18 protein-coding genes are annotated in these 18135 nt (G+C 46.3%); 11 read left to right on the forward strand and 7 right to left on the reverse strand.

Going from position 1 to position 18135, the window contains the following annotated elements:
* Positions 1-158 precede the first annotated feature (158 nt).
* A complete protein-coding gene (locus H6G89_RS36580; RefSeq protein ID WP_441339438.1) occupies positions 159-863 on the forward strand; it encodes an XRE family transcriptional regulator in 705 nt (234 codons plus the stop codon).
* Between the two features lie 135 nt (positions 864-998).
* On the opposite strand, the gene H6G89_RS04450 is transcribed toward H6G89_RS36580, so the two are convergent.
* Positions 999-1403, reverse strand: a complete 405-nt coding sequence (locus H6G89_RS04450; protein WP_190504061.1) for a type II toxin-antitoxin system VapC family toxin — start codon at positions 1401-1403, stop codon at positions 999-1001.
* Positions 1404-1412: 9 nt separating this feature from the next.
* Complete coding sequence (locus tag H6G89_RS04455) at positions 1413-1697, reverse strand: hypothetical protein (protein ID WP_190504062.1); 285 nt, start codon at positions 1695-1697, stop codon at positions 1413-1415.
* A gap of 365 nt (positions 1698-2062) precedes the next feature.
* On the opposite strand from H6G89_RS04455, the gene H6G89_RS04460 reads away from it, so the two are divergent.
* Both H6G89_RS04460 and H6G89_RS04465 read left to right on the forward strand, forming a co-directional pair.
* Positions 2063-2281 (forward strand): helix-turn-helix domain-containing protein, encoded by a 219-nt coding sequence (locus H6G89_RS04460; protein WP_242059837.1) that lies wholly within the window; start codon positions 2063-2065, stop codon positions 2279-2281.
* Complete coding sequence (locus H6G89_RS04465; protein ID WP_190504063.1) at positions 2278-3195, forward strand: hypothetical protein; 918 nt, start codon at positions 2278-2280, stop codon at positions 3193-3195. The genes H6G89_RS04460 and H6G89_RS04465 overlap by 4 nt, the downstream gene beginning before the upstream one ends.
* On the opposite strand, the gene H6G89_RS04470 is transcribed toward H6G89_RS04465, so the two are convergent.
* Positions 3161-4237, reverse strand: coding sequence for a DNA methyltransferase (locus H6G89_RS04470; RefSeq protein ID WP_190504372.1), 1077 nt, complete (start codon positions 4235-4237; stop codon positions 3161-3163). The genes H6G89_RS04465 and H6G89_RS04470 overlap by 35 nt on opposite strands.
* An 817-nt stretch (positions 4238-5054) precedes the next feature.
* Here H6G89_RS04470 and H6G89_RS04475 point away from each other — a divergent pair.
* From H6G89_RS04475 to H6G89_RS04490, 4 genes are all read left to right on the forward strand, one after another.
* Positions 5055-5255 carry a hypothetical protein gene (locus tag H6G89_RS04475; RefSeq protein WP_190504064.1) on the forward strand — a complete coding sequence of 67 codons (201 nt, stop codon included), beginning with the start codon at positions 5055-5057 and terminating at the stop codon, positions 5253-5255.
* Positions 5256-5627: 372 nt separating this feature from the next.
* Positions 5628-6314: an actin-binding WH2 domain-containing protein gene (locus H6G89_RS04480; protein WP_190504065.1), complete on the forward strand. Its 687-nt coding sequence runs from the start codon at positions 5628-5630 to the stop codon at positions 6312-6314.
* The gene (locus tag H6G89_RS04485) at positions 6311-7027 is read left to right on the forward strand and encodes a hypothetical protein (protein ID WP_190504066.1); all 717 of its coding nucleotides are present in this window, start codon (positions 6311-6313) and stop codon (positions 7025-7027) included. The genes H6G89_RS04480 and H6G89_RS04485 overlap by 4 nt, the downstream gene beginning before the upstream one ends.
* 258 nt (positions 7028-7285) lie before the next feature.
* Positions 7286-10063 carry a TIGR02921 family PEP-CTERM protein gene (locus tag H6G89_RS04490; RefSeq protein WP_190504067.1) on the forward strand — a complete coding sequence of 926 codons (2778 nt, stop codon included), beginning with the start codon at positions 7286-7288 and terminating at the stop codon, positions 10061-10063.
* Between the two features lie 31 nt (positions 10064-10094).
* Here the strand turns inward: H6G89_RS04490 and H6G89_RS04495 are convergent, their stop codons facing one another.
* Positions 10095-10874, reverse strand: coding sequence for a peroxiredoxin-like family protein (locus H6G89_RS04495; RefSeq protein WP_190504068.1), 780 nt, complete (start codon positions 10872-10874; stop codon positions 10095-10097).
* Positions 10875-11382: 508 nt separating this feature from the next.
* Here H6G89_RS04495 and H6G89_RS04500 point away from each other — a divergent pair.
* Both H6G89_RS04500 and H6G89_RS04505 read left to right on the forward strand, forming a co-directional pair.
* Positions 11383-11625 carry a hypothetical protein gene (locus H6G89_RS04500; protein WP_190504069.1) on the forward strand — a complete coding sequence of 81 codons (243 nt, stop codon included), beginning with the start codon at positions 11383-11385 and terminating at the stop codon, positions 11623-11625.
* A 72-nt stretch (positions 11626-11697) separates the two neighbouring features.
* Positions 11698-12240, forward strand: coding sequence for a Uma2 family endonuclease (locus H6G89_RS04505; protein WP_190504070.1), 543 nt, complete (start codon positions 11698-11700; stop codon positions 12238-12240).
* A gap of 9 nt (positions 12241-12249) precedes the next feature.
* On the opposite strand, the gene H6G89_RS04510 is transcribed toward H6G89_RS04505, so the two are convergent.
* From H6G89_RS04510 to H6G89_RS04520, 3 genes are all read right to left on the reverse strand, one after another.
* Entirely contained in the window at positions 12250-13797 is a 1548-nt protein-coding gene (locus H6G89_RS04510) for a TAXI family TRAP transporter solute-binding subunit (RefSeq protein WP_190504071.1), read from the reverse strand.
* A 169-nt stretch (positions 13798-13966) separates the two neighbouring features.
* Entirely contained in the window at positions 13967-14980 is a 1014-nt protein-coding gene (locus H6G89_RS04515) for an SDR family oxidoreductase (protein WP_190504072.1), read from the reverse strand.
* A gap of 5 nt (positions 14981-14985) precedes the next feature.
* Positions 14986-15510, reverse strand: coding sequence for a DUF2243 domain-containing protein (locus H6G89_RS04520; RefSeq protein WP_190504073.1), 525 nt, complete (start codon positions 15508-15510; stop codon positions 14986-14988).
* A 765-nt stretch (positions 15511-16275) separates the two neighbouring features.
* Between H6G89_RS04520 and H6G89_RS04525 the strand changes: the two genes are divergently transcribed.
* Entirely contained in the window at positions 16276-16530 is a 255-nt protein-coding gene (locus H6G89_RS04525) for a hypothetical protein (protein WP_190504074.1), read from the forward strand.
* A 494-nt stretch (positions 16531-17024) separates the two neighbouring features.
* Positions 17025-18125 (forward strand): DJ-1/PfpI/YhbO family deglycase/protease, encoded by a 1101-nt coding sequence (locus H6G89_RS04530; protein WP_190504075.1) that lies wholly within the window; start codon positions 17025-17027, stop codon positions 18123-18125.
* Positions 18126-18135 lie beyond the last annotated feature (10 nt).

Genomic DNA, 18135 nt, shown 5'->3' on the forward strand with positions numbered 1-18135 from the left:
CGGAGCCAGCTAACGACAAAACGCAGCGGCAGCAGATAACCTTGAACTCAGCACCAGCGGCTTTCGACCGTCCGCTGCCATGAAGTGATAGCTGGCTGGCACTAACAGATGAAGCCTGACTATTGACAATAGTATGCCAAAACTAGCATGTTTGAGGTATGAATGCATTACCAAAGCCAGTTGAATGGGTCGGGAGTTCTCTGGACGATTTGAAGGGCTTTCCAGAGGATGTGCGGCAAACTGTTGGGTACGCATTGTACTTAGCGCAATATGATGAAAAGCACCCCTCAGCCAAACCACTCAAAGGATTTAAGGGAACCGGAGTACTGGAAATTGTAGAAAATTTTGACGGAGATACTTATCGAGCTGTCTACACGGTAACACTGGCTGGAGTAGTCTACGTCTTACACGCTTTCCAGAAAAAATCAAAGCAAGGTATTGCGACTCCTAAGCAGGATATTGACCTGATCGAAGCAAGGCTGAAACGAGCCAAGAAACACTACGCACAAAACTACAGCAAACACCAGGGAGAGCAAAATATGACTGAAGAAATTGGAGTACAAGCTAGTAACGGCAACGTATTTGAAGATTTGAGTTTGGACAATGCTGACGAATTGCTGGTTAAAGCAGAACTTGCTCGGCGGATCAGCAGCATCATTACTGCTCAACAAATGACCCAAATTGAGGCAGCAGAGGCATTAGGAATTGACCAACCTAAAATCTCGGCATTAATCAATGGAAAACTAACCGGGTTTTCGACTGCACGGTTATTTCGCTTTCTCAATGCTTTGGGGCGAGATGTGGAAATTGTAGTGAAGCCCAAATCTCATGCACAAGCTCAAACGCGCGTTGTTGCTTCGTGATTTTGAACACCAACAACTTATCTTCCTGTACTAGCCCTAGCCCAGAAACGAAGCCAGCTAACGGTGAGCGTCACCGGCGGCAGCCAACACTGAAAACACTCAGATAGCCTCTGCTCCGTCCACACCAACGCAGTGTTAGGGGGCTGACCGTAACAGTTTTACAAAGCCCTCCTGCTCAAAATGTCGATCAGTGGTCAATGCCTCTGTCATTCCACGGTGACGCATCAAAACAAAACTGACTGCATCACATAACGAATAAGTTTTGTCTTGCCGTTCCATCAACAATTTCATGGCTTCTCGATGCAGTTGCTCATCTACCCAAACTGTTTCGATATCTGGATTATCAAGCAAGTCCATCACAAATGCCAGCATCGCAGGACGAGGAAAACGACGTATCAATGCCAAAGCAATCAACTCAGCTAAAACATAACTATGAGTCAAAAACTTCTTGTTGGTGCTGCTGAGAAACTGCACCGCTTCTTGATGCTGTGGCTCGTTTTGGTGGATATAACACAGTAATCCTGACGTATCTAAAAGCACAAGCCGATCTTATCCTTCGTACTCACTTGCATAGGCTCTCGCAAGATCAGCATCAATGCTTTCATTATCTATACCTGTTGTATAGCCAAGACTAATTGCCCCAGCATGGTTTCTAAATCTTCGTCGAGCTTCTTCTTGTTGTTCTACTGAGTGCAAAGCTTTACTGCCCCCACTGCTTTGATAACTGACTACAGCAACAATCCACTCTGCAATAGACAGACCTACAGCATTAGCCTTCTGCTGTAAATCTGCATAAACCTCATCACTTAGTTCCAGAGTTAGCTGCTGGCTCATATATATCCAAGGGGTTGATGAATCTACGAAAATTATAGCCTTTACCCTACAGACGGCTCAAATGTCTTGGAGCTATAAGGCTAAGGAGATATGCTCAATGTACTGTCTCTACCAGAAGCCAAAGCCACCTAACGTTCCCCTTCAGCGGCGGCAGGCAGCTTAGAACTAAGCATAAGAAGCTTACGCCCGTCCGCTGCAAGGGGGTTGTTAGCCTGCTTTCCTTTCTACTATAGCCAGAATGCCGGAAAAATCCTATTTTGGGATTATCCGAAAATGGGTTTATCTTGTCGCTTATAGATACAGTGGCGAAACCAAACGTCATGAAATCCGTTTTCACACGTGAGTATGAAATTTTTCGCTTTTGCATGATTGAGGCTCGGAAAGAGGCAAAGCTTACTCAATCTCACCTTGCTCAGTCTTTGAAGAAGCCTCAATCCTTTGTCGCAAAGTATGAAAACGGTGAACGAAGACTAGATGTCATTGAATTTCTATTTGTTGCTCGTGCCATAGGTGCAGATCCCTATAGTATTCTTCAGAGAGTTGAGCAGCTTTCTTCTTCCATATCCTGTGAGGAGACAAAATGAATACTCAGGATGTCATTAGATTGGCAACTCAACATTTAGGCGGACTATCTGGGCATATATTTGACCTGTTAGAAATATCTAAGCCTGTATCCCTTGACTCAGCAGCAGATATATCAAAAATCATCTCTAAGCTATCAGCTTTTTTAGGTAATTTGATTGAAATTAATACGGTTGAATTTCTAAATGAGAAGGGAGACTTTTCGGATTTTGGAGAATGGGAGAGGCAAGATCCTGGTTTTCCCGATCTCATCTTTAGAGGTAGTGTCCAACCAACTCCAGGTCTAGAAATTAAAGCATGGCTCCCTCTCGCAACAGAGATAACTGCACGCTTCAAAGACAGCCAAAATCACTTTAAATTTGATCAAACTCATGTAGCCATTTTGGCATGGCTACCGGAAAAAATTATTTATGGAAAACCACGCATCCTTGATATCTGCGTTGTTTCTGGGTTATCAGTGGCAATAGCTCGAGATACTCACTACCATGATCCCCCAGATTATCTTGTTCTAGAGCCTGAAGACACATCTACAAGAACTGCTAATTTGCAGCAGACAAATACTAATGGTCATAAATTTCAAGGTTCACACGAAGAGTTTTTAGAAGCACAAAAGCTAGTGGATTCTTGGGGACCTGAAGGAAGAATTTATAAGCCAACCCCAGAATATCAAACGCTACTGAGACAACTCCTGAACAAGTATAAGTACAGGTTGGACACGAATTATCCAAAGATGGATAGAATTTGTCACCCAGAAATAGAGAAGTTCAAAGAAAATATTTACAGTCTTCAAGTTTCTGGTATGACCGTTGGGCAGTGGAATAAACTTTTGCTTAGTCGAAAGGAAAGTCAAATTAAAAGTGCTTTACAAAAGCATTTAGATATTAGAGATGAGAGTATTGATGAACTTCTGGATTAAATCTTTTAGTTCCGTAGTAAAAGTAGTCTGAGTCAACTTCACAAGAGTAAGCTTTTCTCCTGAGTTTATGTGCAGCCAACGATGCACTAAAAAGCCCACCGAAGGGTTCCCAAACAATATCATTCTCGTCACTAGAAGCCTCAATAATAAGGCTCATTAAATCAAGTGGCTTCTGATTAAGGTGGACAGCTTTACCAGATGAAGATTTTATCCTTTCATCTCCTCGCAAAGCCTGTCTTTCCCAAACATTGGTGAATCCATGAGGGCATGAGAACTTTGAGCGCATCATACTCCATTCTTCTCCTGTCAAAGGTTCCTCACCATTTAAGGAAAAATAGGGTTTACCTTCCGGCTTGCCATGCTCGTTGGCATAGCTAACTAATTTCCCAAACATATCTGAAGGAGGAAAATACCAAAGATGCCCTTGATCAAAATACTTTCTAGTTGCTGCATCAGCTACACCACAAGCATCATTAGCCCTGCGTAGGGGAAGTCCAGAACGTTTCCACTCACGCAGCAACCACTCTTTTAAGATCAGTCCGTCAATAGTCACCTCTCGAACATATTGAACACAAACCTCTGTAACTACAGGGAATCTACGAATTTTTCCTGTATTAACATTACCTGCAATATGCCCCTTACCCTTATTCCAAATATTGCAATTGACATAACGCCAGCCATACTTCTCTAAAATAGGGTGAATTACAGCCCAGCCAATTTCTGAGTTCCAAAACCAAAGCGTTGTACTTGGTAAAGCATGTTGTGACCATGCTTCAATGTGAGGCTCATACCACTGTGGCAAGTCAAGGTGATCTGATGTATCGCCTTCAAAGCCGAGTACACCGTATCCTCCATCAGAAATAATGACAGTTGGTTTTTCCCAAGCAGCATAGTGTTCGAGACTATCGCCTAAATACAAAGAAACATAATCATCACTCCACATAGAAAAGCTAGGTTCTATGCCAAGCCTGACTGCTTTTCCACGACTTACTGTACTAGCAGCTTTGGTTTTTAGTTGAAAATTTCTATTAGGGCTATGCATTTGCAAAGAATTAAGTCTCGTAGCTTTCCAAGGAACAAACCTAATATCCCATATTAGGATATTTTGCCAAAGAAGAGCATTAAGACTTTAACGTACATTGCACAGTTCGCAAAATTGTGTATCCAGATTATGCGCAGAGCCGCAACTATGTTATCTGCCTCGGTCAGCAGATCAGCAGGCTAACAATCTAATTAGATCGATTTTTTCAACCTAATACCCTCCTAGGGAAAATAGAATGAAAAAAACACGCTATTTGGAAAATCGGGCAATTAGATCGATTTTTGCAGCCTAATACCCCTGTAGAACCCAATTAGAATGATTTTTTCACTCCATTTGGAAAATTGGGATATTAGGCGGATTTGAATACTTCCATATTAACCTCTGCTCAGGGAATGCGTTGATTGTGTTCTGCATTTCTTCTGGTTCTATGAGCTTCGCTTGCATACTAATGCACGAATAGTCCAATTAGATCGATTTCCAGGATCAGTGAAGTCCTGCCTTGTCCTGTAAAGTTGCTCGGCTCGGTGCGCGATGTGATTCGGGTGAAACAATTCTCTTAGTACGCTTGTCTACAATCTTCCTTTGGATTATTCTATGAAACACTGGATTTCCAGTAGACAAGCTTAAGGTGAGGATAACGCTGATTAAGAGTGTTACCAGCACTCCTAACCAGCTAACCTAACTCCTGGTGCAAGCAGGAGGTTAGGCTGTGTTGATTTTAGGATCAATCGCCTTACTGAAGCAAAACAAGTAGTTAGGAAACTACGCCTTAAGCTTTTCTTCGCTACAGTTCATCTCCTTCAGTGAGGCAAATAGTATGACAACAGAGTTCAACGAACGTCTGCCTGTTCCGCCTGCCGAAAAAGTGCAGATTTGGATTATCGGAACGCGAGAGCAAGTGAAACACACGATTAACGAGTTTTATGTCAAACAACTGGTAAATGATCGCGTTCACTTTATGCCGATTGTGCCTGCTCCGTTTGCTCAAGGCAAGTTTATGACGGTGTTAGAGCGATAGGCTTGGGGAGGAGGGGAGTAAGTGTGCTCAGATCTGCGACTTCTTCAAGAAGTCGCAGATCTAGAGTGTGTTGGAGGGATGCGAAACAGTTCTCCTTTTGGGGATAATTGCGGCTTTTCCAATGTCTACGGGTTGCCGTTACGCTACTGCCTGATAAGGAGGCAAAACCTCCAACCCTATATTTCCAGCGAAAAGCCAGGAACAAGATAGAGTGTGTTTGCATCCTCTCAGTCCTCAGCACTCAGTCCTCAGTCCTTACCACTCAGCACTTTCTATGAAGTTTGTGTAAAGACACGACCAATCTCCCCAAAAATTAAGAGCGATCGCCCGATAGAGCAATGAAGCACGTTTACCCGTTTTGAGGAAACCGTTGTGAATCACTTTGCCATCTTGATGGGGTTCTTGCGCGATCGCCAGACTTTCTTAGAAGAAGTCTACAAAGGCATCCGACTCGATCGCAAAATCATCTCTCTACTCATTTGCAGTTCTACTTTTATTGCGCTGTACGGTGCGATTATTGGCTCATCCAGTGGTTGGTTACAGATGATCGCTTCTGCGATTAAGTTACCTGCGCTCTACTTAATCACATTGCTCATTTGTCTACCCACGCTCTATTTCTTTGATGTCATTTCTGGCTCTCGCCGCACATTTGGACAATACTTAGCGTTGTTACTGGCATCGACTGCGGCAATTAGTATCCTACTGTTTGCCTTCGCACCCGTGACGTTATTCTTTCGACTGTCAATTCAAGATTACTTGTTCTTTAAGCTGTTGAACGTTGCGATTTTTGCAACCACAGGTTGGATTGGCATCAACTTCTTCTATCAAGGAATGGCATATATCGCCAGTCAGGAGCACGAGTTCGATGACAACCCTCATCGCGCCACGATTATGAAAGCCTGGTTAGTGCTCTATGGCTTTGTCGGTAGTCAGTTAGGGTGGACACTGCGTCCCTTCTTTGGCGCACCAGGAGCACCCGTAACGCTGTTTCGAGAGCAGGAGAGTAACTTCTACCTGCATATGTTGAAAGTCATCGGTGATGTGTTGGGATTCCAATGATGGTGCAACCCCGAAATCAAGCCATGCGATCGCCCCTCGAAAATTTATCAATCACCCCGCTCGAATTAGATCAGATTGCAACTTTGAGTTTTAGAGATGAGTTAGCGATCGCACTTCATCGAGCGATCGTTTACAAAAGTTTGAAGCCTCTGTTCTCTGTTCTCATGACTGAGTTTTGTATTGTGGGCACAGTGCTGATTCTAGTCCTACCCATCAGTCTGATTGTGTTACGGCGTTTTCAACAGTTGCTTTATGCTATGCCTCTGCTGATCGTTCTACTGGGAGTGACCCTGGTGGCGATCGCCTGGATGAATGTGATGTTATGGAAACGGGGAAAGCATCTCAAAACCTTTACACAGTTGATGGCTCAAGTCCAGCAGTATAACCGTCTAGTGCATCGGGTGCATTTGATTGACCACTGGAAAAGTTCATCCAACCCATGCGAGGATCACGCTCAAAGTCGGGAAGAAGCCATTGCTGCTTTGAGGTTAACGAGAGACAACTTGATACACGCTTTGAATACAGAGAAGTTCTACCGAATGCACGCCAATTGGATGGCTCACTCTGATCCTATCACTCCGCTTGAAAACAACTTAACGATTCTCATGGCTCTGGGTTTACACGCCTCTATAGATGAGTACAGCCACCTGTTTAACGAGATATTGCAGATTAACGTGAACTTACACCGTGAAATGGCAAAGATTGGTCAATAGTTAATGGTCAATGGTCAATGGTCAATGGTTAATGGTCAATGGTTAATGGTCAGTGGTTAATGGTCAATGGTTAATGGTCAATAGTTAATGGTCAGTGGTTAATGGTTAACGGTTAATAGCCTCCACTCCTCTACTCCTCTACTCCTCTAATTCTCCACTCCTCTAATTCTCCACTCCTCTAATTCTCCACTCCTCTAATTCTCCACTCCTCTAATTCTCCACTCCTCTACCCCTCCACTCCTCTACTCCCCACTTCTTATGAAACCCATCCATCGCCTCCATTCTTTCTATCACCTCATCTTTTGGCTCTGGAATTTTACCTTCCTGACGATCGCCTATGGAGTGCTCTTGCCCGCCATGGGGATCTGGCTTGTCCAGGATATGGTGGCAGGTCGAGTGCCTCCCACGTTAGCGTTGAGCCTGCTAGGGTTGTTGATTGTGCCACTCGCTTGTACTGGGATTGGAGTGGTACTACGACGCGATCCAGTAAAGCTAATGCGGCTGTTTTACGGCGTGGAAGCCCCACTGGTTGCCCTCTGTATTCTGCGGTTGTTCCTCATTCGGGAGTTGACGCCAGCTAGCAGCCAAATCTTGGGAACAGTGTTACTGTGTATCGGAGTTTTTACCATCGAGTTGTTAGTGGGGTTTATCGCCCAAAAGCGATCGCTCGCATGGCTGCAAATTGCTGCTCACAGCTTGTTACTGATTATCGGAACCTATCTGGGGGTATTGCTGGCGTTCTACACTATCCCTGCACTGTGTGTTTTTCTCTACGACTTCTTCAGGTTTGAGTGGCTTTGGATATTTTGGAATAATTTGATTACTAACCCAATTGCCACAGTTTGGTGGGTACCGATTTTTCTAATCTTGTTTGGCGTTAGCGCAACGCTATTTTTTGCGATGCCCTTCGCCATGATCAGCCTCTATAGCCGTTCCTGGTGGCGCGTGTTTTCAGCCTTTGGTGAACGATATGGGCGGACCAAAGCTATTGCCAGTACGGTGAGTGTGGCGATCGCCTGGTGTCTCGTGTTTGGTATGTTGCAGCAGCAACCGCAAGTGCAAGCCTTTCAGCTATTAGAACAACCCGCCCAAACGCCACAAGCCCGACAGGAATTAGTCGCCAAATCCAATGAGATTCGGGATGGGTTAGTCAACGCCTATTTGCACGCCTATCGCTATTTAGGTTCGTGGGTCGAGAGTAATCAGTTGCGGGAAATGTACATAGCTGTGTTTGGGCTGAGCCGACCGCAAGCCCAGTTCTGGCAAGACTTCCACAATCACTGGATCTCACCGTTTCTCTACAATGGCGATCGCACAGATGGCGAAAAAGCGGCTCACCTCTATGCTCAATTCTTTGATACTCCGATTCAACGAGCAGAGCGGGAGGCAATTCAACATGCGCTGCAATCCACTTCTAATCGGGATGCAATCAAGGCAGGTCTGCTCAACATCAATCAGGAGGTAGTGCGATTGGCTCAACAGCGTGTCAACGTAACAGAACAGGGTGACTGGGCGGAGGTGGAACTGTATGAGCAATACGAGAACCCGACGTTTGAAGCTCAGGAAATCTTTTACTCTTTCTCATTACCCGAAAGTGCAGTGATCACTGGGGTTTGGTTGGGAACCAATAGCGATCGCGACCAACGGTTCCGCTTTGTTGTGTCACCACGCGGAGCAGCCCAGCAGGTCTATAACGGCGAGGTGGAACGGGCAATAACAGCGATTGCAGAAGATCCGGCATTGCTGGAACAGGTTGGTCCACAACAATATCGCTTGCGCGTATTCCCGATTCCAGCACAGGTCAGAGACGAACCGGGACAGTTGCATCTCTGGATGACCTACAAAGTGATGCAGCAGGCAGATGGGTGGGCATTGCCTCACTTGAGCGAAAAGCGCAATATCTTTTGGAATGCTGACACCATTCGTCGTCGGGATGGGCGTCCTGCTAACGTATCCTCAGAGGATTGGCTGGAAGCAGCACGACCTGCTCACCACCAAACTCCATCGCTGCATCAGGCGGTTATGAATGGATATCGCATTACGGCTCGCCCACTCCAAGCTGAGGAGTATGCCCTACCCCAAGGCAAACGGTTTGCCCTGGTGTTGGATAGCTCTCGCAGCATGGCAACTCACACGGATGAATTGCGAAAAACCTTTGACTGGTTGAATCAGCACCGGAGTCAGAACGTAGTAGATCTATATCTGACGGCATCAACCGGAGCGAATCCCCAACGTATCGATGATATTCATGGCTTTGATGTCGCTAAAACCACCTTCTACGGCACATTGCAACCGGATGAGATGGTGTGGCAGTTCGCTCAACTTCGGGGGCAAACGGCTTACGATGCGGTGCTCTTACTAACCGATGAAGGCAGCTACGAGTTATCGCAGGATGAAGTCGATTTGCCAGACACTTTGCCTCCCCTGTGGCTGGTTCACCTGGGAGATAAACTGCCCCATGCCTATGCAGATCAGGTGTTGCAAGCCATTCAGGATGGTCGTGGGGGAGTAGCAAATGATGTCGCTGAAGTGATGCGCCGATTGGCAACTGAGGCTCAGTTAGGAGAGGTCGCCAGTGTCACCGATGGCTATGCCTGGACGGTGGAAGCTGTTGCCCCTGAAGCCACACAATCAACCAATCATCCCGCAAGTAATGCGTTTGCTCCGTTAGCAGCACGACAGTTGATTTTGCAACTGAGTCGCGAGCAGGATATGACCCAACTTGCTGCACTGGACAAGGTTCATGCGATCGCCAAGACGACTGAGATTGTCACACCCTACTCCTCTATGTTGGTGTTGGTTAACGATCGCCAACGGGAACTGTTGCGACAGGCAGAAGCGGGTGGCGATCGCTTTAACCGCGAGGTTGAAAACGGTCAGGACGAACTGACGGAACCCAACAATCCACTCAATGCTGTCTCTGTACCTGAACCCGGAAACATTCTGGGAATGGGGGCTGTGGCGATCGCGCTTCTGGTTCTGGCAAAACGTCGCCCGACAGATCAGACATCCGGACGATTGCGCCGCATTCGTTGATCAACACCAGATACGAGCGAAAGGGACGTGATTAATCGCGTCCCTTTAATGGCAAAAATGAGAGTGGATTGCTCATATTCGATGCAAATCCCAAAATACCGCGATCGCGATGTTCGTACAGCAAGATGCCGCTACCATCAAACAAAAAAGTCCCTCCCCGTTGAGTGATGTAGGCTGCATCGGGAACGTAAGTTTTCCAATGGCTCAATGCTTCGCTCATATTGCGTAGGCGTAGGGTTGCCAGTTCAAAGGGACGCTGAAACCCCGTTCCACCCGCCAGATTAAAGGCTGATCCCTTTAATGGAGGCAATGGAGTCGCCTGGACTACCTCATCCTCCGCAATTAACTGGGGAGCGTTGCGATCGCCCCGATATCCCCGAAACACCTCTGCAAGCGTTCCCGGACTGCCCAACCCCGCACACATCAGCAGTAGGTTTAACCAGGCATTTTGTGCTGCCGAGAATGCAGGAACTTTGAGCGACAATCCTTTGTACAATCCCAATTGCTGATGCAACTCAGCCTTTGGGTCAACAAACAGCCCATCTTCTGGAAATTGGGTGTAGGAGCAGAAGCGTTCCCCAGAGGAGCGATCGCCGATGCCCACTGCTCGCACTGTAATCTCTGCCGCTTGCAATTCCTTAGCCGATCGGTGCAGCCACCAGGCATATTCCAAACTGTCAAAGTCACCGAGCTGAGGTAGAACTAGCACTAACAGGCGATCGGCAGACTCGCATCCCTCCAAGATGGAAACCTGTTTGCCGTCGCTGACTCGTTGCCGTTGCGTTTGACTCAAGATGGAGTATGGATTCATAGGAGAAGCACTAACTATAATTGCAATTATCCCGTATATTGATGCTCTCTCTTTTGGTGTTTAAGTGAGGCGATCATACTATGACTTCAATTGTCTATAAAACTGATACAGAGGACATTGCAGAAGTCCTTGATGTATACAAACGAGGGGGTAAAGTACTTTGTCCAGTATGCAATATAGAGTTGCTTATTGTTGATACATGGGAATCAGCTTCTATCTACAAAAAACCACCAGGAATATACTGCCTAACTGACGAGAAGCATGTTTGTGGCAAATTTCTCCTAGCTGATAAACACGACGAGATTTGGCAGAGATTTGAGCAACGGAAATCAAGACCTTGCTGAACGGAACTATGAATTGCCAATCAGCCCTCACCCTCGCCCCCTGGAGAGGGAACCAGATTTTAGCTCCCTTAAGGGTTGGCGAGGGCTGCGCCCCGCTTCGCGAGGAGGGAAATCATGTTTACATTCAGCAATGCCGAAATCAAGCATTGAATAGGGGAGTGGTAATGAAACTAACAATGAACTTAGCTAGTCTTCCTGACCGGGAAAGGATTGTTGTAGAAATTTGGTATGGTAATCACCAATTTGCCGAAGTCTCGTGGGAAGAAGACAAGCCAATGCTTGAGATTTACTCCTCACCGAATACAGAATCTAAGGATTACTGGGTGCTGGAGTTAGATGAGGTATTAGAAGCCTTGAATCAGGCAAGAAAACAGTTGAGCGATTCTTCACCTAATGCAGAGAAATAGGGCGATCGCTCATCGGTTAAGATAGATGAAATAGTAGCTATTAGTGTCAAATTTGAATGAGGATGATAGGCAATGCCCCTCACCACTGATGACCTCTTACAATTCCAGGCTCAATATCCAGACCATCAAATGGAACTGGTTAACGGAGAAATTAGGGTTATGAGTCCATCCGGATATGAGTCGGATGAGGTGGCTGCACGAGTCATCGGCAAACTCTTTCCTTGGGTTGATAGTCAACGGTTGGGTCGAGTCAGTGCTTCTAGTGCGGGTTTCAAACTGCCTAATTCGGATGTGAAAGCACCAGATGCATCCTTTGTTAAAGCGGAACGGCTCAAGCGCAGTCCCCGCAGTTTTGCTGAACTGGCTCCTGATCTGATGGTAGAGGTTAAATCTCCCACTGATAATGTTGAGACTTTAGAAGCGAAAATTAGGCAATTCCTGGAGTTGGGGACAACGGTTGGTATCCTGATTAATCCTGAAGACCAAACAGTAAAGGTATATCGTCTTGATCAGGAGGCGATCGCTTTAGCCAATGGAGATATTTTAGTGGTGCCTGATCTATTACCAGGATGGGAACTCCCTGTTATTGAAATGTGGTCGCCTGTATTTGAGTAAATAGCTCTGTCAGGAATTCTGCAAGATATCGCGGGTTGTTTTGTAGGCTTCGATAAACGTGCGAAACGACTCCTGGGAAATCTCTTTGTCAATTAGACTGGTTTCTACTTGTTTTAGAATGTCATTGAGTTTTTCTTGAGTGATGACTGAGTTCTCAGGAGGAGACTGTAATACGTCTACTAACTGTTTAATATAGTGATCTAAGAGTTCTTCAGAAGCCAACGCCATGCATCGCTCTAAGACTTCACGAGTGGTTTTATAGGCTTCATTAAACGTGCGGAATGATTCTTGAGAGATGTTTTCACGAACGAGATCATCCGCCGCCTGGTTAAATACTTGTTCCAGGGCATTCTGTTTTTCTCGTAACTGTTTTTGAAGCAATTGGGGATGCAAATTCGTCTCAATATCCATATTCTGGATAGCCGCTTGAACGTACTGATCCGCCAAAATTTTGCGTTCATCAGCCCGTTGTTTCAGACGTTGCCACCATTCCCACAGTCCAATTAAACTGCCTGCGGGTAACGTGCTAATGGCGATGAATAAACCTGCATTTTTAATCAGAAAAGACGTGACGCTGGAAAAGAGGGTGGGGCGATCGCGTTCATAGTAGGCGATCGCTCCAGGGTGCTGAGGAATTCCTGTGCCAGCGGTGGGGCTAGGTCGCTTAAAGTTGGTCACGAGGGGACGAATTTCGGCGTGTTTATCGGGAATCGCATTGGCAATCTCGCGACGATGTTCGCCCAGGATTTGTGTAATCTCTCGCACTGTGGCGTTATCTAATCGGGTGCTGGTGAGAAACAGACGAGGAACCGCGATTGTCGGTAGATTTGTCAGGGGAATCGCGGGATTTCCCTGATAAACCCCCTTAGGAATCACCGCAGGCTCCAGGGTGGGATGGTGAACTCTCAAGGCTTCTGCCTGCTCTAATGGCAGAAGTTGCCCCTGTGCCTGTTGCACGACCTGTGTAATGTATTCGTTGTTGAGCGTTCGCACCCGAAACAGGGCATCCGCTTTCCTTTGTCGAAACAACTCGTCGGCTTGTTGGTTGCTGACAAAGTTCAGTTGAAAGCTACTGAGATTGAATCCATAATGGGTCGCTAGCTCCATAAAGGAGTAATACTCACCGCTGTTGGGTTGCAGCAAGATGGGGCGATTTGCCAGATCGGTAAATTGATGTACCCCCGCATCCTGCCGCACCACCAGTTGAAACAGATCGCGATACAAAACGGCGATCGCCCGCGCCGACGCACCCGCAGGCACATCCGCCTGAGCTGTTGCCAGATCAACTTTATGGCTCTCCAGTAACTTCAGATTTTCATCACTGCCACTGGTGGCAATGACGGTGACATGCAATTTAGGATTGTTGGCGGTGATCACATGGGCGATCGCCTGACTGAGAATATAGCTCTCCCCTTCGGGGTCACCCGCTGCCAACGTCAACTCGCGCACTTGGTTTCCACTAAACACAACCCAGGCAATGCTGAATAATGCTGCAATCAGACACAGGATCAGCAAAATTCTGGACAGTGGAGGCAGCGATCGCGGGGAGGGGGACATTAGACCAAGGGAATGAAGAATGGCAAGAGAGGCGATGACTCGCATCTCCACAAACAACTTTCCCTTTTGTCATACCAAATTTAAGAACGAGTGGCTATAGGGGAGACCAACTCTCAGACCGTTTGTTGCGATTGCCATGCAGATGGGTATTAACAGCCATCGTGTTCGTTTAGCGATCGCCCGGTGAAGTAATACCCGTGACCGCCGCGATACCCAATAGTGCCGCCGCGATCGCCCCCCACTTAACCGTTGGATTGCGATCAAACCAATCCGTCACACTGGGAATTGCCAAATGCCCAAAATCACCTTCGACGCGGTTGTACTCATCAACGGGTTCATACACATTATTGGGTGCGTCTTCAGATCGTGGCTCATCCGTCAGTTGTCCCTTAAAGGCAAGGGCTAACAACAAGGAATCCATCAAACCTGGAGAAATCCGCTGAAGCAGGTCTGCAATTCTGCCGACATCGCCCACAATCATGTCACGAGTCGGATGCTCTGCCACATGCAAAATTGCCTCTGCAACCAGGCTGGGTTGATAGTAGGGAGGTAATCCAGTTGGTTTAACCCCCAGTTTGGTCTTACCTTTGTTGTAAAACGGTGTGTTGATCACCGCTGGCATGATATTGGTGACGTTGATATCCCAGCCTTCGTGCAGCAGTTCTAACCGCAATGCATCCAGAAATCCCTCAATGCCGTGTTTAGAAGCAGAGTAAGGGCTTTGATAGGGGAGCGATCGCCGTGCTTCAACCGAGGAAACATGAATCAATGAACCGCGCCCTTCCCGCTTCAGATGGGGCAACGCTGCCATCGCGCCATAGGCTTGTCCGTTCAGGTTGACATCAATGACCCGCTTAAATTCATCGGGGGTAATCTTGTCAAAAGTTGCAAAGACTGAGGTAGCGGCTAAGTGAACCCAGGTGTCTAACCGTCCAAAGTAGTCCACTGCTTTGTCAGCAACGGCTTTGACTTGATCAAAGTCGGCTACATCAGCGGGAAAGGCGATCGCCGATCCACCCTGTTGCTCAATTTCATCCAACACTGAGGTTAATCCTTCAATGCTGCGACCCGATACCACTACTTTTGCACCCTGACGCGCAAACTGAAGGGCTGTTTCGCGTCCAATCCCACTTGACGCGCCAAAAACAACAACTACTTGTTCGTGAATTGGTTTTAACTGCATGATTCCTATTCCCCTGGTTGATGATTTGTTAAAAAATTTGCTAAAACAACCCAGCCGCTCACAACTAGAACCGCACTCACGACAAGAAACCCCACATCCCAGGCAACCTGATTTACACCCGGTTTGACATGATGGATGGCTAAAAGATGGTGATCAATCAACCCTTCAATCAGGTTGAATGATCCGGCACCAATTAACCCTGCACCGATCAAGGGCTGTGCTGATCTTGGTGCGCTCTCTTGCCGCAATGCTCGCCAAAGCAACGTCAACCCAATCACAGCAAGGACAGAGGTGCCCATGTGAAACACGCCATCCCAAAATGTGTTGATCTCCAAATTGGTTAAATCTGTAGCAGGTCGAATCGTTGTCACCATGTGATGCCATTGCAAGATTTGGTGAATGACGATGCCATCAAAAAAACCTGCGATCGCCATTCCTAAAACAACTCCTGCTGCTACCAGGAGTGCAATGTTGGAGCGTACAGCGGCTGTTTCGGAATCTGTTGTAGAGTCAATAGTCTTGAATGCCATGGCTTGATTGAGCGGGTAACCGCGCTATCCTTGTGTTGCTGCGATGCTTTACAAAGGTTTATATTTCCTAGTTCAATCAACTTACGGCTTAAAGTAATCTGTCGAAAGGCGTTACTTTAGCAGTAGAGCGTGGAACGTCAGAGAACAGAGAATAAAGACAGAGGATATTGCTGATTCAATAGATGAATTTCACGGGCGTTTTGTGAAAGGCTCGTACAACTGTAACTAGTTTTTGAGAATCACATCTGCTTTCAGCAACGCTCGATACAGACCTGACTGCCTGATAAATCTTTGATGCTGGGTGATTGAAGTCGCAGCAATAGGAGCAAAACTCACCGACGCAGGTTCCAAAGAACTTTGATGCACCGCGTCCGCGCAGGTGAACTTCGATCGGTGAAATAAACGTTAGCGATTAATTAACGATCGCGTTTGATAACACTTCATGAATGAAACTTAGCCAAGATTTGGTAAATCTCGACACAATCGATCGTTACTAGCGTGATGTATTGAACATCTCTGAAACTAATACTCTGTAAGTCATTCTTCAATTTCTATTAGTTAATAGATTAATCGTTGTACGCATTAACTTAAATTGCCTCTTCATCAGATGGAGATGTTTTGAGTGCAATAGTTTAACTCCGGGTAGAGACAGGAGTTCATCTTCCTCGATAGAACATGAAGTATAAGGAGCATTACAACTTGTTTATTCGTAAACGAATGAATGTAATCCACTACAACGTTATTCAACTCTAGAAGGAGTTTTGTATGTCTGGACAAATGTGTTGGCTTCCTAAATTAGGAACAGATGGTGAAAAGATTTTACATCTACGTCTCCAATCTCATGACCGTTGGATGCCTTATACTGCCCTACCAGCTTTTTCAGTTCCTGATTATAAAATTCGGGGTGGTTCAAAAGGTTGGGCAACCTATCAAAAATTGATGCAAGCTGGTTGGGTTTTAGTTCCTACAGCCCAGGCTTACACTCTATCTGCGCCACAACCATCTCTACTTGCCAGTTAATTATCTGTTTTGAACATCAGCCTTTTTACTTTGAAATCATTTCAAAAGACGGATTAAGTCATGCATAACAACCATCAACCCTTGAAAGACGCCAATTATCTTATCGCTTTTCGCAGCAGTGTCTGGTGCATCGGATTTGCAGTTGGTATTTTTAGTGTTGTGAGTCAAGGAATTGTGTCGATCGCAGATGGCTATCTCTCTACAATCGACCTGACTCATCTTGTAATCGCTAGTTTGGTTTTCACAGCTTGGGTCTGCTTAAAACCACACTCATTAGTGGTTGTACGAGCTATAGCTCACAACTCAAATCCAACAATCTAGAAATCTCTTGTCACTCAAACGTTGTAGTTAACGTTGTAGTTCAGGAGGGTTGTCAACACCCTCCCAACAGCATAGAGGGTGATCTGCCTCCAGACCGAAGAGGGTTGCGATCGCCAGACATAAGCTGATCCTGAGAGCATCACATGAGTCGATCGCCTTACAGGAGAAGCCCGATGACAGAAAACGGTCAGACTCGTAAAAAGCGAGTTGCGATTTTAATTGAACAAAAAGTTGAAGATGCGGAGTTTCAAATTCCCTACAATGCACTCCGCAAAGCTGGAGCCGAAGTCATCGTACTAGGTTCTCGTGTCAACGAAGAATACAAAGGCAAACAAGGAAAGCTGTCAATTAAAGCAGACGGCACAACTACAGAATCTCGTGCAGAAGATTTTGATGCTGTCATTATTCCCGGTGGATTTGCCCCAGACAAAATGCGTACCAACATGAAAACGGTACGGTTTGTTCAAGATGCTATGGCTAAAGACATTTGGGTAGCCGCGATCTGCCACGGTCCTCAAGTCTTAATTGAGGGTGATCTGCTTAAAGGCAAAGAAGCGACCGGATTTCGGTCAATTCGTAAAGACTTGCAAAACGCAGGGGTTGAGTTTGTTGATCAACCATTGGTTGTGGATGGCAATCTGATTACCTCGCGCCGACCTGGCGATCTGCCCATTTTCACAACAGCTATTTTGCAGGTGTTGGACTTGACAGTACCCGATACGACGCTACCTGATGTAAGCGATACAAATGCAGGTTGGTGGAAGTTGGGTGAAGAATGGGGCGGCTCAACCAAAAGTGAAATTGTGGATGCGATCAATATCGCGATTGGGGGCGAACGCTATGCCTATGAAGCGTTTGAAACCTATTCTGGCAAAGCTTCTGACCCTGAAGTCAAATCCATCCTGGAAGGAGTACGTGACTTCAAAGCCAAGCATATTCAATGGCTTGAGAATCGACTGGATGTGTTAGGTGAAAAGCCATCTCTAAGAGCAGATGTCAGTGGTGCTTATGCGGATCTAAAGACCTGGTTACAGTCCATCAATAGTGATGTTGAAGTTTTGAAACGAGCATTAGGCGAGCTACAAACGGGTGTCGTTGATGTTTACAACTTGCGCAATAAGCTAACTGACCCAACAACAGTTGAGCTGTTTGATCAAATGGATGTAGACATTGCAAAACATGAGCAATGGGTCGCTGATCTGTATCAAGCGCGCCTGATCGAAAGTTCTATGCAACCGCCTCATCCCACTACAGGTGCCGCTGTCACCGCTTAAGTCAACCCTT

Origin of the sequence: Oscillatoria sp. FACHB-1407 (genome assembly GCF_014697545.1) — a bacterium.
Lineage (GTDB): Bacteria > Cyanobacteriota > Cyanobacteriia > Elainellales > Elainellaceae > FACHB-1407.